This window comes from Pantoea vagans (assembly GCF_001506165.1).
Lineage (GTDB): Bacteria > Pseudomonadota > Gammaproteobacteria > Enterobacterales > Enterobacteriaceae > Pantoea > Pantoea vagans_C.
Genome location: NZ_CP011427.1, coordinates 2821012 through 2835315, shown reverse-complemented (window position 1 = coordinate 2835315; position 14304 = coordinate 2821012). Strand labels below are relative to the sequence as shown.

The window sequence follows — 14304 nt, the reverse complement described above, 5'->3', positions numbered from 1 at the left end:
AGTACTTACTCGCTGAGGACGTCGTCTCCATTGACTAACGTCTTAGTGATTTGATAATCGCGGGTAAAGACGGTCAGGTTAGCGACTTTTCCTGCTGTCACTGAACCTAACTGTTTTGCCACGCCCATTGCCTGTGCTGGATACAGGGTTGCCATCCGCAACGCTTCATCCAGAGCGATACCGCAATGCTCCACGCTGTTCTGCACTGCCTCAATCATGGTCAGTGCCGAACCGCTCAGGGTACCGTTTTCGTCAACGCAAAGGCCGTCGCGATAGTATATTGTTTTGCCTGCAAAAATGAATTTATCAATCGATGCGCCTGCCGGTGCTGTGGCATCCGTCACTAACACCAGTTTGTCGCCTTTGATGCGTTTTGCATTCCGCACGTTAGCGTAATGGACATGTAAACCATCTGCAATGATGCCGCAGTATACATCAGGTGAATCAAACAGCGCACCGATCAGACCGGGTTCACGGCCTGCGAAGGTCGGCATTGCATTATAAAGATGGGTGGCAAAACTCACGCCCGCGCTAAAGCCGGCTTTGGCTTCTTCATAGGTGGCGTTGGAGTGGCCCGCTGACACAATAATGCCCGCATCGCGCAGTTGGCGAATCACGTCGTCGCCTGCATTCTCTGGCGCCAGCGTCACTTTGGTGATCACATCCGCGTTAGCACACAGGAAGTCGACCATTTCCGCATCAGGCAGACGAATCAACTCTGGGTTATGCGTACCTTTTTTGGCTTTGTTCAGCCACGGCCCTTCCAGATGCAGACCCAGTGCTTGATTTTGATGTTTGGCTAAATAGGCGCGCATGGTTTCAACGGCGCGCTTCATTAATTCGTTGGTGCTGGTGATCAGCGTTGGCAGATAACTGGTGCAGCCCGATTTTTCGTTGGCGCGCTGCATGATTTCCAGCGTTTCCACGCTCAGGGCATCAATGTCATCGTTGAACTGCACACCGCCACAGCCGTTGAGTTGCAAATCAATAAATCCGGGAGCGATGTATGCACCAGCCACATCCTGCTGCGCGATGTTCGCATCAAGCGCATCACGTGGGCACACGCGTTCAATCAGGCCATTGGCAATCACCACGGCATGATCGTCCAGAATTTCGTGGCCAGTAAAAATCCGGCCGTTTACTAATGCGTACATCGTTTTTCTCTCCCGGCTAAGCCTGCAGCCTGCGCTGCAGGTTATGACAACGTGTTTTCACACACCCTTCATATTTTCCGCTTCCATTTCGCGGAAATATTTCACGGTTTTCACTTTCAGTTCCATGGTGGCTGGCTCATCACACACCACCACAGATTTCGCATGTAATTGCAGGCAGCTGATGGTCCACATATGGTTCACGTTACCTTCCACTGCGGCCTGCAGCGCTTGCGCTTTCACATGACCGGTAACCAAAATCATCACTTCTTCTGCATCTAACAGCGTGCCCACGCCCACGGTCAGCGCATATTTAGGCACCTGATCCACATCCCCATTGAAGAAGCGTGAGTTCGCCAGGCGGGTCTCATGCGTCAGGGTTTTGATGCGAGTGCGGGAGGAGAGTGAAGAGGCCGGTTCGTTAAACGCGATGTGTCCATCGTTACCTACGCCGCCCATAAACAGATTGATTTTACCGTAAGCGCGGATCTTCTCTTCGTACTGGCGACATTCTGCGTCAATATCGGGTGCATTGCCATTCAGAAGATTGATATTTTCTGGTTGAATATCAACGTGATCGAAAAAGTTACGGAACATGAAGCTGTGGTAGCTTTCTGGATGCTCTTTTGGCAGGCCAACGTACTCATCCATATTGAAAGTCACAACATGTTTGAAGCTAACCTGGCCCGCTTTGTGCATCTCGATCAAATGCTTGTAAGCTTCCAGCGGTGTACCGCCGGTTGGCAGACCCAGCACGAAGGGACGTTCTGCGCTAGGCTTAAACGCGTTAATGCGGTTAACAATGTGGCGTGCAGCCCATTTACCCACCTGGGTAGGTGTGGCCAAAGGGATCAGTCTCATGTCTTCACCTCAATTAAGATTAGGAAAATGTAGTCGCCGATTCTGGTTTAGGTTGCTGCCCTTAAGCGTAATCCGTTTAAGCGTAACCAGCAGGGAAAAGTGCGACTTGATATTTTTCATCATAAAATAAGTTTGTGGTGGTGGCTAGCATTTCGCAGCAAGAAACGTCCATTATGGTGATTAAAGTCACAGTTACTGTGGTTTTAATTTGCGAGGCGAATTAATTTATCTTTACACTGCGCCTCGTGGTGAATGATGTCATCAAGGTACCGGGCGTCGGGATAATAAAATCAACCCACGCCACGGCAAACGCCAGTCTCATAGGGGGAGAATAAGGTGAGTATTTTAGGATATCTGCAAAAGGTCGGCCGCGCGCTAATGGTGCCGGTAGCGACGCTGCCGGCAGCGGCAATCTTGATGGGTGTGGGGTATTGGATCGATCCAGACAGCTGGGGTGCAGGCAATGCGCTGGCGGCACTGTTGATCAAATCCGGTTCCGCCATTATCGAAAACATGTCTGTGCTGTTTGCCATTGGTGTGGCTTACGGTATGTCCAAAGATAAAGATGGTGCAGCCGCGTTAACCGGCTTTGTCGGCTTCCTGGTGGTGACCACGCTCTGTTCACCTGCTGCGGTGGCAATGATTCAGAAAATGCCGGTGGAGCAAGTTCCTGCTGCCTTCGGTAAAATCAATAACCAGTTCGTAGGTATCCTGGTCGGCATTCTCTCCGCTGAAGTGTACAACCGCTTTAGCCACGTTGAGCTGCCAAAAGCGCTGTCGTTCTTTAGCGGACGCCGCTTAGTGCCGATTCTGGTCTCCTTCCTGATGATCGTCGTCGCCTTCATTCTGATGTATGTCTGGCCGATCATCTTTGGTGGACTGGTGAACTTCGGTGAACACATCCAGAAACTGGGTTCTGTCGGTGCGGGCGTGTACGCCTTCTTTAACCGCTTGCTGATTCCGGTGGGTCTGCACCACGCCCTGAACTCGGTGTTCTGGTTTGACGTGGCCGGTATTAACGACATTCCTAAGTTCCTCGGTGGTGCGCAATCTATTGCCAATGGTACCGGTATCCCAGGAATCACCGGTCGTTATCAGGCAGGCTTCTTCCCGATTATGATGTTTGGTCTGCCGGGCGCTGCGCTGGCGATCTACCACTGTGCGCGTCCAGAAAACCGCGCCAAAGTGGGTGGTATCATGCTGGCGGCGGCTTTTGCAGCCTTCTTTACGGGTATCACTGAACCGCTGGAATTCTCCTTCATGTTCGTGGCACCGGTGCTGTATGTCATCCATGCGGTGTTGACCGGTATTTCCGTGTTTATCGCGGCAAGTATGCATTGGATCGCCGGCTTCGGCTTCAGTGCCGGGCTGGTGGATATGGTGCTCTCCACCCGAAATCCGCTGGCGGTTAACTGGTGGATGCTGATCCCACAAGGTCTGGTGTTCTTCGCCATCTATTATGTGGTGTTCCGCTTCACTATCCAGAAATTCAATCTGATGACGCCAGGCCGTGAACTCTCTGCGGGCGATGAAACCGATGGCTACGATGTGAACGTTGATCACAGCGGTAGCGGCGAGAGCCAAACCGAATCACTGGCGCGTCGCTATATTGCTGCCGTTGGCGGTTCTGAAAACCTGACCAACATCGATGCCTGCATCACCCGTCTGCGTCTGAACGTGAAAGATTCAGCACAGGTCAATGAAGGTGTAGCGAAACGTCTGGGCGCTTCCGGTGTGATTCGTCTGAACAAACAGAGTGTGCAGGTGATTGTCGGTACGCAGGCAGAAAGCATCGCCAGCGCGATGAAAACCGTGCTGAGTAAAGGCCCGGTAGCGGCCACTGCGGCGCCTGCTGCAGCAGCAGCTCCGGTTGCGGCTAAACCTCAGGCGGTGCTTAATAGCGAGAAAGCCGTGATTGCCACGCTGGTTGCGCCGGTAAGTGGTGAAATCGTTGCGCTGGATGCAGTGCCAGATGAAGCCTTCGCCAGCAAAGCCGTGGGTGACGGCCTGGCCATCAAGCCAACCGATAAAACTGTCGTGGCACCGATTGCCGGTACCGTGGTGAAAATCTTCAATACTAACCACGCCTTCTGTCTGGAAGCGGCGAACGGTGTCGAGATCGTGGTGCACATGGGTCTGGATACCGTCGCGCTGGAAGGCAAAGGCTTCACACGTTTGGTGGAAGAGGGCGCAACGGTGACGGCGGGTCAGCCGATTCTGGAAATGGATCTGGACTTCCTCAACGCCAATGCACGCTCAATGATCAGTCCGGTAGTCGTGAGCAACAGCGATGATTTCGCCGGTCTGAATCTGCTGGCAAGCGGTTCTGTTGTCGCGGGTGTGACGCCATTGTATGAAGTGAAAAACTAAGTCCTTGTGATTTAGCCAGAAGGCAGGAAGCAATTCCTGCCTTTTTTGTTTTAAAACGACCAACAAACGGTTGTTTCCCTCCTGCGCTTTGTGGATCATACTCCGTTACTTCGTGGTACAAATCACCCGCTATTGTTTTGAGGATTTTGAGATGAGTGAGGCTGAAGCCCGCCCAACGAACTTTATTCGTCAGATTATCGACGAAGATTTGGCGAGCGGTAAGCACAGCAGTGTGCATACCCGTTTCCCGCCTGAGCCCAATGGTTACCTGCATATTGGCCATGCGAAATCTATCTGCCTGAACTTTGGTATCGCGCAAGATTATCAAGGACAGTGCAACCTGCGTTTTGACGACACTAACCCGGTTAAAGAGGACCTGGAGTTCGTTGAATCCATCAAGCGTGATGTGCAATGGCTGGGCTTTGACTGGAGCGGAGACATTCGTTACTCCTCAGACTACTTTGACCAATTGTTTAACTACGCGGTTGAGCTGATCAATAAAGGTCTGGCTTACGTTGACGAACTGTCAGCGGATGAGATCCGTGAATACCGCGGCACGCTGACCGCACCGGGTAAAAACAGCCCGTATCGCGATCGCAGCGTGGAAGAGAACTTAGCGCTGTTCCAGAAAATGCGTGATGGCGGCTTCGAAGAGGGTAAAGCTTGCCTGCGCGCAAAAATCGACATGGCGTCCAGCTTTATCGTGATGCGCGATCCGGTGTTGTATCGCATTAAGTTTGCCGACCACCACCAGACCGGTGATAAGTGGTGCATCTACCCGATGTACGACTTTACTCACTGCATCTCTGATGCCATCGAAGGCATTACGCACTCGCTCTGCACCCTGGAGTTCCAGGACAACCGTCGTTTGTACGACTGGGTACTGGACAACATCACCATTCCTCAGCATCCGCGTCAGTACGAATTCTCGCGCCTGAATCTGGAATATGCGGTGATGTCGAAGCGTAAGCTGACGCAACTGGTTACCGAGAAAGTGGTTGAAGGCTGGGATGACCCACGCATGCTGACCGTTTCAGGTCTGCGCCGCCGTGGCTACAGCGCTGCGTCCATTCGCGAATTCTGTCGTCGTATCGGTGTCACCAAGCAGGACAACATCGTTGAGATGGCCTCGCTGGAATCTTGCATTCGTGACGATCTCAATGAGAACGCACCACGTGCCATGGCGGTTCTTGATCCACTGAAAGTGGTGATCGAGAATCTGCCAGCAGGCCATGAAGAAACGCTGACTATGCCTAATCATCCGAATAAGCCGGAGATGGGAACCCGCGAAGTGTCGTTCAGCCGCGAAGTGTGGATCGATCGTGCTGACTTCCGCGAAGAAGCCAACAAGCAGTACAAGCGTCTGGTGCTGGGTAAAGAAGTGCGTCTGCGTAATGCTTATGTGATCCGCGCTGAGCGTGTGGCAAAAGATGAAGAGGGTAACATCACCTGCATCTATGCAACCTGTGATGTCGACACGCTGAGCAAAGATCCTGCAGATGGTCGCAAGGTGAAAGGGGTGATTCATTGGGTGTCAGCGATTCACGCGCTGCCTGCTGAGTTCCGTCTTTATGATCGTCTGTTCAGCGTGCCAAATCCGGCAGCGGCAGAGGACTTCCTGACCACCATTAACCCGAATTCACTGGAAATCAAACAGGGCTTTGTCGAGTCTGGTTTGCGTACTGCTTCGGTAACTGCGCCGTATCAGTTTGAACGTGAAGGCTATTTCTGTGCGGATAGCGTCTATTCGCAGCCGGGTAAACTGGTGTTCAACCGCACTGTCGGGCTACGTGATACTTTTGCCAAAATCGGCGAGTAATCCTGTTTGTCGATAGCACAATATGATCATCTAAGGGCGAGCAATCGCCCTTTTTTATTGCCTGTAATTCACCTCCTGCAACCATTTATGCTGCGGGCCGTGAAATCTGCTTGTTGGCTGTTATTGCGACAATTCTGACTTTAGTAAAATTAACCCATTAGCGAGTGTCAAAAACTTTTTTTCAGGTAGGCTATCCGCTCTCAGACAGGGCTCTGCGGGTTATCAAAGGAAAAAAAATGACAAGTCTCGCGTTGGAAGCTAAACACAGTGTGGTGGTTTTGCATCAGCTGATTGAACGTATTTTCAATCAAGCAGAGGGCAGCGATGACAGCATGGAACTGCTTCTGTCGCACTTTCATCCAGAATTCAAAATGGTCACACCACTTGGCAAAGAACTGGACCTGAACGCGACTGAAACACTGTTTCGTCAGTTGCACGGTCAGCGTGAGGGGATGCGAATCGCCACCAGCGAACATGCCATCATTTCTCAGCAAAGCGATGAGATTACCATTCAGTATCGTGAATTACAGATGATGAACGGGACTAACCAGACTCGCATTTCGCTGGCGGTGTTGGACTGCAGCACCACCATTCCACGCTGGCGCTATCTCCACGAAACCTTTGTTGCCTGATTGCAGGCATAAAAAAACCGGTGACGAGCACCGGTTTTTTTATATTGCATAGCACACGTCATTACTTGTCGTGGAGCGTGTCGTCTTCGCGGCAGTCTCCCAGCGCACAGTGACCATAAAGGTACAGGCTGTGGTTGCTGAGTTTAATGCCATGGCGAGTCGCAATTTCACGCTGACGCGTTTCAATTGATTCGTCGCTAAATTCAATCACTTTGCCACAATCCAGGCAGATCAAATGATCGTGGTGATGTTGCTGGGTAAGTTCGAATACGGATTTACCGCCTTCGAAGTTATGACGGGTGACGATACCTGCGTCATCAAACTGGTTAAGAACGCGATATACCGTTGCCAGACCAATCTCTTCGCCCATATCAATCAGGCGCTTGTACAAATCTTCCGCACTGACATGGTGGGACTCTGGTCCTGGTCCCTGAAGCACTTCCAAAATTTTCAATCTTGGGAGAGTGACTTTCAGGCCAGCCTTCTTCAATGCGGAGTTGTTGTCAGTCATGCGGATATTGTCCTGTTACTTTGCGAGTCACTTACGGCTCAAAGGCCTTGAATGTTTAGGTCACGCATATTCTCATTTGCGTCTCATTATAGAACCCAAGCAGTGAAATGAAAACCAAGGCGTCGCGTAAAATCAACAAAAGCTGTAAGGATAAACATCGCTTATGCCATTGAGAAACGTAGTGGTTTGGGTTTCCATTTCACTCAGCCTCATTCTAAAGAGCGAGGAATAAGCGGATGACCATTGCGGGTATTCTACAGATTTGCGGGGAAAAGTTAAAAAACCGTCGCTATTTTTTTCATAGGAGATTCCTTTGTTCCGATGTGAGACACCGCTCACATCGGGTAGGGAAGGGGATCAGGCTTCGATGATCTCTTTTAGTTGCAGCTCATCGAAAATCTGCTTCACCCATGCATCAACACGTTCGTTGGTCAGTTCAGGCTGACGGTCTTCGTCAATCGCCAGACCCAGGAAGTGTTTGTCGTCTGCCAGGCCCTTCGAAGCTTCGAAGTGATAACCTTCCGTTGGCCAGTGCCCAACAATAACGGCACCGTTTGGCTCAATAATGTCACGAATGGTGCCCATTGCGTCGCAGAAGTACTCAGCATAATCTTCCTGGTCACCACAACCAAACAGCGCAACCAGTTTGCCATTGAAATCAATCTCTTCCAGGGTTGGGAAGAAATCATCCCAGTCACACTGTGCTTCGCCGTAATACCAGGTCGGAATGCCCAGCAGCAGGATATCGAACGCTGCGAGATCTTCTTTGGTGCTCTTGGCAATGTCATGCACTTCGGCGACATCTTTACCCAGTTGTTTCTGGATCATTTTTGCAATGTTTTCAGTGTTGCCGGTATCGCTGCCGAAGAAAATGCCTACGATTGCCATGGGTTAGATAACCTCTTAAATCCTGATTGTGAAAGTAAGTCAGTTGACTGCACATTTAAGCGAATGATAGCAGACCAGTGAAAAGCGCGGAACGTGTAAAGCCTTAACTTTGTGTTCCTGTGTGCGGTCTGCACACGCTAAGACAGTTTGAGTTGCGCCAGCAGCATTTGTTCAATCAATTCGCTGCGACTGATGTTTTGTTGATCGGCCAAGGTGTTAAGTGCGTCAACAGCTTCGCTGGACATCTTTAGCTCAACACGACGCAGCCCACGCACTTTATCGCGCTTGAGCTGGTTACGTTTGTTGATACGTAACTGTTCGTCACGCGTCAGCAGACTGGTTTTTGGTCGACCGGGACGCCGCTCGTCTGCAAAAAGATCGAGCGTGGTACGGTCTGTCTGTTCTTTTGCCATGATTTGTGAAACTGAGTGGGCGCGAACGGCGGAAAGGCGCTGCGCGATTTATACATTATCGGCCCGACCGCGGCGAAAAAATCATCCGCGGCAAATTTTTAGCGCGACATCATACTCCAGCGCCATCCGTGACGCCAACCCTAAACCGCTAACAGCAAGCTTTTGCTTTTACAGGTTAAAAAAGCGACGAACCGCGCGCAAAACCGCATCAGGTTTTTCCGCGTGCACCCAGTGACCGGCACCGCTGATCACATGTGCATGGGCCTGCGGGAACTGACGCAGCAGCGCATCGCGATGCTGATTGTCCAGATAAGGCGAATCACCACCACGAATAAACAGTGCCGGGTGGGGCCAGGCAGGGATGGCTTCCCAACCAGAAATCGTGGTGTAGTTATCCCACAGGACAGGGACATTAAAGCGCCATTCCCCCTCGGCAAACGATTTCAGGATGAACTGAATGACTCCCTCTTCGTTGATGTACTGGCGCATCACTTCTGCGGCTTCACTCCGACGCGTCACGCCTGCGGCGGTCACGGCACGAATCGCGGCAAAGATTTCATCGTGACGGCGCGTTTGGTAATCAACCGGGGCGATATCGATCAACACCATCTTCTCGATGCGTTCCGGTGCCACGGCACTCAATGCCATGGCGATCTTTCCGCCCATCGAATGGCCAATCACGCTGGCACGTTCAATCTGGTGAGCATCCAGTGTGTCAACGATGTCTTGCGCCATCGCGGCATAATTCATGATCTCGCTGCGTTCGGATAACCCATGGTTACGCACATCAACTTGCAGCGTTGGGCGTGCATCGCGCACTCCGCGTGCCAGTACACCCAGGTTATCGAGGCTGCCAAAAAGGCCATGAATTAACAGAATCGGTGTGGCATCAGGCGAAGATTGTTCAGTTTGCAGACGGGCGTTCAAAATCATGGCTAAAGTTCTTACGGTTGTGACCTTGGCTTAGGTTATCATGGATTCACCTGTCCAGGAGCCAGCCGGCCAGGCATTAGGGCATATTCCGACTTTTGCCCTGAAACGATGCCAGCGCTATCGGCTGCCACGGATTTAACTTTATAATCCTTATGTTAGAGCCCGCTCACATTTTGCACGACTGGATTTTGCTAAGGCCGTTGCAACAATGCGTGGTTCTGTCATTTGCCAGAATTGTACGGAATAAGATGAAAACGATTGAAGTTGACGAAGAACTCTACCGTTATATTGCCAGCCACACGCAGCACATTGGTGAAAGCGCCTCCGATATTTTGCGCCGCATGCTGAAGTTCACTGCAGGCCAGAGTGCGCCCGCCGCACCTGCCGCCAGTGCGACAGTCAAGGAAGCGCAGCCTGCGCGTAACGACGCGCGTCCTCAGGATCGCGTGCGTGCCGTGCGTGAACTGCTGCTTTCCGATGAGTATGCTGAGCAGAATAAGGCGGTTAATCGCTTTATGCTGGTACTGTCAACGCTCTATCGTCTTGATCCGGCAGCTTTTGCTGATGCTACTGCCTCGCTGCAGGGCCGCACGCGCGTTTACTTTGCGGGTGATGAGCACACGCTGTTGCAAAATGGCACCCATACTAAGCCGAAGCATGTTCCCGGCACGCCGTACTGGGTGATCACCAATACCAATACAGGTCGCAAATGCAGCATGGTTGAACACATCATGCTGGCTATGCAGTTCCCTCAGGAACTGACAGAGAAAGTTCGCGGCACCATTTAAACTGAAGCGTCAGGGAGAAGCGCCAATGGCCAATCACCCCCGTGCCGGGCAACCCGCCCAGCAGAGCGATTTGATTAACGTTGCACAATTAACCTCGCAGTATTACGTCCTGAAGCCAGATGCGGCGAACCCGGACCATGCGGTGAAATTTGGCACCTCCGGCCACCGCGGCAGCGCGGGACGTCACAGCTTCAACGAAGTGCACATTCTGGCGATTGCGCAAGCGATCGCCGAAGAGCGCAAAAAGAACGGCATCACCGGTCCTTGCTACGTGGGTAAAGATACCCACGCGCTGTCTGAACCGGCAATTTTGTCGGTACTGGAAGTGCTGGCGGCCAACGGTGTGGACGTCATTGTGCAGCAAGATAATGGCTACACCCCGACGCCTGCGATCTCCAATGCCATTCTTGAGCACAACAAGCGTGGTGGCGCGCAGGCCGATGGTATCGTGATCACGCCTTCACACAACCCGCCAGAAGACGGTGGCATTAAGTACAACCCACCAAACGGTGGACCGGCTGATACCAATGTCACCAAAGTGGTGGAAGACCGTGCTAACCAACTGATCAAAGGCGAGTTGAAAGACGTGAAGCGTCTGCCGCTGGATCAGGCATGGGCGAGTGGTCATATCGTGGAGCAGGATCTGATTCAACCTTACGTTGAAGGGCTGGCTCAGGTTATCGATTTCCCGGCTATCCAGAAAGCAGGCCTGAAAATTGGCGTTGATCCACTCGGTGGTTCGGGCATTGCCTACTGGCAGCGCATTGCTGAGCATTACAAGCTGGATTTGACCATTGTTAACGATGCTGTCGATCAGACCTTCCGCTTTATGCATCTGGATAAAGATGGCGTGGTGCGCATGGACTGTTCGTCAGAGTGTGCGATGGCTGGTCTGCTGGCATACAAAGATAAGTTTGATTTGGCATTTGGCAACGACCCGGATTATGACCGCCACGGTATCGTCACGCCTGCTGGCCTGATGAATCCTAACCACTATCTGGCTGTCGCGATCAACTACCTGTTCCAGCATCGCCCGCAATGGGGCAAAGATGTGGCAGTGGGTAAAACCCTGGTGTCCAGCGCGATGATTGACCGCGTGGTAAACGACATCGGTCGCAAACTGGTTGAAGTGCCGGTTGGCTTCAAATGGTTTGTTGATGGCCTGTTTGATGGCAGCTTCGGTTTCGGTGGCGAAGAGAGTGCGGGTGCTTCCTTCCTGCGCTTCGATGGCTCCGCCTGGTCAACCGATAAAGACGGCATCATTCTGTGCCTGCTGGCGGCAGAAATTACGGCCGTGACCGGTAAGAATCCGCAGCAGCACTATGACGAGCTGGCAGAGCGCTTTGGTGCGCCAAGCTATAACCGTCTTCAGGCGCCTGCGACTTCAGCGCAGAAAGCGGCACTGTCTAAGCTGTCACCTGAGATGGTCAGCGCGGACACGCTGGCAGGCGATCCGATCACTGCACGTCTGACGGCTGCGCCGGGTAACGGTGCATCCATTGGCGGCCTGAAAGTGATGACGGAAAACGGCTGGTTTGCCGCACGTCCGTCAGGCACTGAAGATGCCTACAAAATCTACTGTGAAAGCTTCCTCGGCGCTGAGCATCGCCAGCAGATCGAGAAAGAAGCGGTGGAGATTGTCAGTGAAGTGCTGAAAAACGCGTAATGACTGACAGAAATGAAAAGGCCGCTAAGCGGCCTTTTTTTATGGCATGAAGCGGTAACCGATTCCGGTTTCAGTGATCAAATGGCTGGGTTGGGTCGGGTTCGATTCCAGCTTTTGGCGCAGATGACCCATATAGATGCGCAGATAATGGCTGTGCTCCACCGCATTTGGCCCCCACACCTGATTCAGCAGTTGCCGCTGCGTCAGCACTTTGCCCGCGTTATTCACTAATAAACTCAGCAAGCGAAACTCTGTTGGCGTCAGATGAATCTCCTTTTCATTGCGCAGCACACGCCGTGCTGCCAGATCCACACTCACTTCTCCAAATTTCACTACCGGTTCAGGTTGGCTGCTTTGATGACGACGCAATGCAACCCGCACGCGCGCCAGCAATTCACCAATGCCAAACGGTTTGGTCAGATAGTCATCGGCACCCGCATCCAGCGCATCAATTTTATCCTGCTCATCACTGCGTGCAGACAGCACAATCACCGGCATGCTGCTCCACTGGCGCACTTCGCGGATAAAGTCATTGCCATCCCCATCGGGCAGACCAAGATCGAGGATCACCAGGTCCGGCTTGCGCGTCGCGGCTTCAATCAGTCCACGCTGTAATTGCTCCGCTTCCACAATTTTCAGGCCCTCGCTCTCCAGCGCCAGGCGCACGAAACGGCGGATCTCCTTTTCATCTTCAACAATCAAGATGGTCGTCACGCTGACTCCTGCCACAGGTAAAGTTAACACGGCACTTTATCAAGAATCTGACACCACGTCCGCGCTGATATTTATAACCTTAAGCGATCGATAGTTTTACATCTTTGTAACTAACTTTCAGATAAGCCTGATTAGTGCAAAAAAAGATCAAAATAAGTGGTCGGATGAGTAGTAAAATTACACAAACAAGGGTAATATCTGAGGCAGATCACATTTAACACAAAAATAATCACGAGGGGGCAAAGATGTATCAGGCATATCCACTCTATAAAATCGTACTGCGCCGCGTGCTGGTGGTATTGGGCGGTTTACTCGCGCTGCCGGTGATGCTGTTCCGCCAGGATCGTGCGCGTTTTTACAGTTATCTGCACCGTGTATGGTGCAAAACCAGCACCATGCCCGTCTGGCTGGCGCAGTCTGAAGCGGCTGCCGGTATCTACTGGTAATCGCGCTGCCTCGACAATAACCCGGGACTTGTTGCGAAGTACCGGGTTTTTTTATCCGAATTTTTTATTTCCGGCTTATGTCCCCGCTGTTATCAGCGTCTATTTCGGCTACACTTAAAACCTCTACAAGATTTTGGAGGTTGTACAAGTATGAGCGAAAAAATTCCTGTTGGTATCAGTGCTTGCCTGCTCGGGGATAAGGTCCGGTTTGACGGTGGCCACAAGCGTTTCGCTTTTGCAACCGACGAGCTGACACCTTTCATCCGTTTTGAGCCGGTCTGCCCAGAGATGGCGATTGGTCTGCCGACGCCACGCCCAGCCCTGCGACTGGTCAAAGAGTCAGATGAGCAGATCCATCTGTGCTTCAGCAAAGATGGCGGCCAGGAAGTCACGGATGAGATGCAGCGCTGGTCTGCCGATCGCGTGAAATCGCTGCATCACCTGTGTGGCTATATTCTTTGCGCCAAATCCCCGAGTTGCGGTCTGGAGCGGGTGCGGGTGTATCAACCCGATACCAATGACAATCGTAAAGCCGGCACCGGCATTTTCACCGCCTTCCTGCAAAAAGAGATGCCCTGGCTGCCGCTGGAGGAAGATGGCCGTCTGCATGATGACGCTTTGCGCGAAAACTTCATGGGCCGGGTGTATGCGCTGCATGAGTTCAATGAGATGTGGCGCAGTGGGTTGACGCGCCACAAGCTGATTGCCTTCCACAGCCGTTACAAATTGCTGTTGCTCTCCCATGCGCAGGACGAGTATCGGGAAATGGGGCGCTTTGTCGCAGCGATGGAGCAGTGGGACTCGCTTGAAGACTACGCCTATGAATACCGCATCCGTTTGATGCATCTCATGTCGCATCAGGCTTCTCGGCGTAATCACACCAACGTGCTGATGCATGTGCAGGGCTATTTCCGTCCGCAGCTCACCTCGCCGCAGCGTCAGGAGCTGGCTCAGCTCATCGACCGCTACCGCACTGGCGTACAACCGTTGTTAGTGCCTATCACCATGCTGAAACATTACATGGCGGAGTTCCCGCACCCGTGGCTGGCACAACAGCGTTACTTTGATCCTTACCCGGAAGCGCTGCGTCTGCGCTACGGTCAATAATCCCG

14 protein-coding genes are annotated in these 14304 nt (G+C 52.2%); 7 read left to right on the top strand and 7 right to left on the bottom strand.

Features of this window, described 5'->3' with window-relative positions; translation table 11 throughout:
* Nucleotides 1–5 precede the first annotated feature (5 nt).
* Nucleotides 6–1154 carry an N-acetylglucosamine-6-phosphate deacetylase gene (gene nagA, locus LK04_RS13235; protein WP_039330480.1) on the bottom strand — a complete coding sequence of 383 codons (1149 nt, stop codon included), beginning with the start codon at nucleotides 1152–1154 and terminating at the stop codon, nucleotides 6–8.
* Between the two features lie 57 nt (nucleotides 1155–1211).
* Nucleotides 1212–2012 carry a glucosamine-6-phosphate deaminase gene (gene nagB, locus LK04_RS13230; protein ID WP_039330479.1) on the bottom strand — a complete coding sequence of 267 codons (801 nt, stop codon included), beginning with the start codon at nucleotides 2010–2012 and terminating at the stop codon, nucleotides 1212–1214.
* Nucleotides 2013–2354: 342 nt separating this feature from the next.
* On the opposite strand from nagB, the gene nagE reads away from it, so the two are divergent.
* The 3 genes from nagE (at nucleotide 2355) to LK04_RS13215 (ending at nucleotide 6833) form a co-directional block, all read left to right on the top strand.
* Entirely contained in the window at nucleotides 2355–4382 is a 2028-nt protein-coding gene (gene nagE, locus LK04_RS13225; protein ID WP_039330588.1) for an N-acetylglucosamine-specific PTS transporter subunit IIBC, read from the top strand.
* Nucleotides 4383–4533: 151 nt separating this feature from the next.
* Nucleotides 4534–6201: a glutamine--tRNA ligase gene (gene glnS / locus LK04_RS13220; RefSeq protein ID WP_039330478.1), complete on the top strand. Its 1668-nt coding sequence runs from the start codon at nucleotides 4534–4536 to the stop codon at nucleotides 6199–6201.
* 236 nt (nucleotides 6202–6437) lie between these two features.
* Complete coding sequence (locus LK04_RS13215; protein WP_039330475.1) at nucleotides 6438–6833, top strand: hypothetical protein; 396 nt, start codon at nucleotides 6438–6440, stop codon at nucleotides 6831–6833.
* Between the two features lie 61 nt (nucleotides 6834–6894).
* On the opposite strand, the gene fur is transcribed toward LK04_RS13215, so the two are convergent.
* The 4 genes from fur to ybfF all read right to left on the bottom strand — a co-directional run bounded on the left by fur (nucleotide 6895) and on the right by ybfF (nucleotide 9578).
* Nucleotides 6895–7344 carry a ferric iron uptake transcriptional regulator gene (fur, locus tag LK04_RS13210; protein ID WP_007890672.1) on the bottom strand — a complete coding sequence of 150 codons (450 nt, stop codon included), beginning with the start codon at nucleotides 7342–7344 and terminating at the stop codon, nucleotides 6895–6897.
* 357 nt (nucleotides 7345–7701) lie between these two features.
* Nucleotides 7702–8232 (bottom strand): flavodoxin FldA, encoded by a 531-nt coding sequence (gene fldA / locus LK04_RS13205; RefSeq protein WP_034829111.1) that lies wholly within the window; start codon nucleotides 8230–8232, stop codon nucleotides 7702–7704.
* 137 nt (nucleotides 8233–8369) lie between these two features.
* Nucleotides 8370–8645 (bottom strand): LexA regulated protein, encoded by a 276-nt coding sequence (gene ybfE / locus LK04_RS13200; protein WP_039330471.1) that lies wholly within the window; start codon nucleotides 8643–8645, stop codon nucleotides 8370–8372.
* A 168-nt stretch (nucleotides 8646–8813) separates the two neighbouring features.
* A complete protein-coding gene (gene ybfF, locus LK04_RS13195; protein WP_039330470.1) occupies nucleotides 8814–9578 on the bottom strand; it encodes an esterase in 765 nt (254 codons plus the stop codon).
* A 248-nt stretch (nucleotides 9579–9826) separates the two neighbouring features.
* Between ybfF and seqA the strand changes: the two genes are divergently transcribed.
* Nucleotides 9827–10366, top strand: coding sequence for a replication initiation negative regulator SeqA (gene seqA / locus LK04_RS13190; protein ID WP_039330468.1), 540 nt, complete (start codon nucleotides 9827–9829; stop codon nucleotides 10364–10366).
* Nucleotides 10367–10391: 25 nt separating this feature from the next.
* A complete protein-coding gene (gene pgm / locus LK04_RS13185; RefSeq protein ID WP_039330466.1) occupies nucleotides 10392–12032 on the top strand; it encodes a phosphoglucomutase (alpha-D-glucose-1,6-bisphosphate-dependent) in 1641 nt (546 codons plus the stop codon).
* Nucleotides 12033–12071: 39 nt separating this feature from the next.
* Here pgm and kdpE read toward each other — a convergent pair whose 3' ends face one another.
* Nucleotides 12072–12746, bottom strand: coding sequence for a two-component system response regulator KdpE (gene kdpE / locus LK04_RS13180; RefSeq protein ID WP_039330465.1), 675 nt, complete (start codon nucleotides 12744–12746; stop codon nucleotides 12072–12074).
* A gap of 245 nt (nucleotides 12747–12991) precedes the next feature.
* On the opposite strand from kdpE, the gene LK04_RS13175 reads away from it, so the two are divergent.
* The gene (locus LK04_RS13175) at nucleotides 12992–13192 is read left to right on the top strand and encodes a DUF2517 family protein (protein ID WP_039330462.1); all 201 of its coding nucleotides are present in this window, start codon (nucleotides 12992–12994) and stop codon (nucleotides 13190–13192) included.
* Nucleotides 13193–13342: 150 nt separating this feature from the next.
* Nucleotides 13343–14299 carry a YbgA family protein gene (locus LK04_RS13170; protein WP_039330460.1) on the top strand — a complete coding sequence of 319 codons (957 nt, stop codon included), beginning with the start codon at nucleotides 13343–13345 and terminating at the stop codon, nucleotides 14297–14299.
* The last annotated feature ends 5 nt before the right edge of the window (nucleotides 14300–14304 follow it).

Coding starts and splice junctions, on each gene's coding strand:
- fldA (WP_034829111.1), bottom strand. CDS start 8,232: ATGGCAATCGTAGGCATTTTCTTCGGCAGCGATACCGGCAACACTGAA.
- LK04_RS13170 (WP_039330460.1), top strand. CDS start 13,343: ATGAGCGAAAAAATTCCTGTTGGTATCAGTGCTTGCCTGCTCGGGGAT.
- ybfE (WP_039330471.1), bottom strand. CDS start 8,645: ATGGCAAAAGAACAGACAGACCGTACCACGCTCGATCTTTTTGCAGAC.
- nagB (WP_039330479.1), bottom strand. CDS start 2,012: ATGAGACTGATCCCTTTGGCCACACCTACCCAGGTGGGTAAATGGGCT.
- nagA (WP_039330480.1), bottom strand. CDS start 1,154: ATGTACGCATTAGTAAACGGCCGGATTTTTACTGGCCACGAAATTCTG.
- LK04_RS13215 (WP_039330475.1), top strand. CDS start 6,438: ATGACAAGTCTCGCGTTGGAAGCTAAACACAGTGTGGTGGTTTTGCAT.
- pgm (WP_039330466.1), top strand. CDS start 10,392: ATGGCCAATCACCCCCGTGCCGGGCAACCCGCCCAGCAGAGCGATTTG.
- LK04_RS13175 (WP_039330462.1), top strand. CDS start 12,992: ATGTATCAGGCATATCCACTCTATAAAATCGTACTGCGCCGCGTGCTG.
- fur (WP_007890672.1), bottom strand. CDS start 7,344: ATGACTGACAACAACTCCGCATTGAAGAAGGCTGGCCTGAAAGTCACT.
- glnS (WP_039330478.1), top strand. CDS start 4,534: ATGAGTGAGGCTGAAGCCCGCCCAACGAACTTTATTCGTCAGATTATC.
- ybfF (WP_039330470.1), bottom strand. CDS start 9,578: ATGATTTTGAACGCCCGTCTGCAAACTGAACAATCTTCGCCTGATGCC.
- seqA (WP_039330468.1), top strand. CDS start 9,827: ATGAAAACGATTGAAGTTGACGAAGAACTCTACCGTTATATTGCCAGC.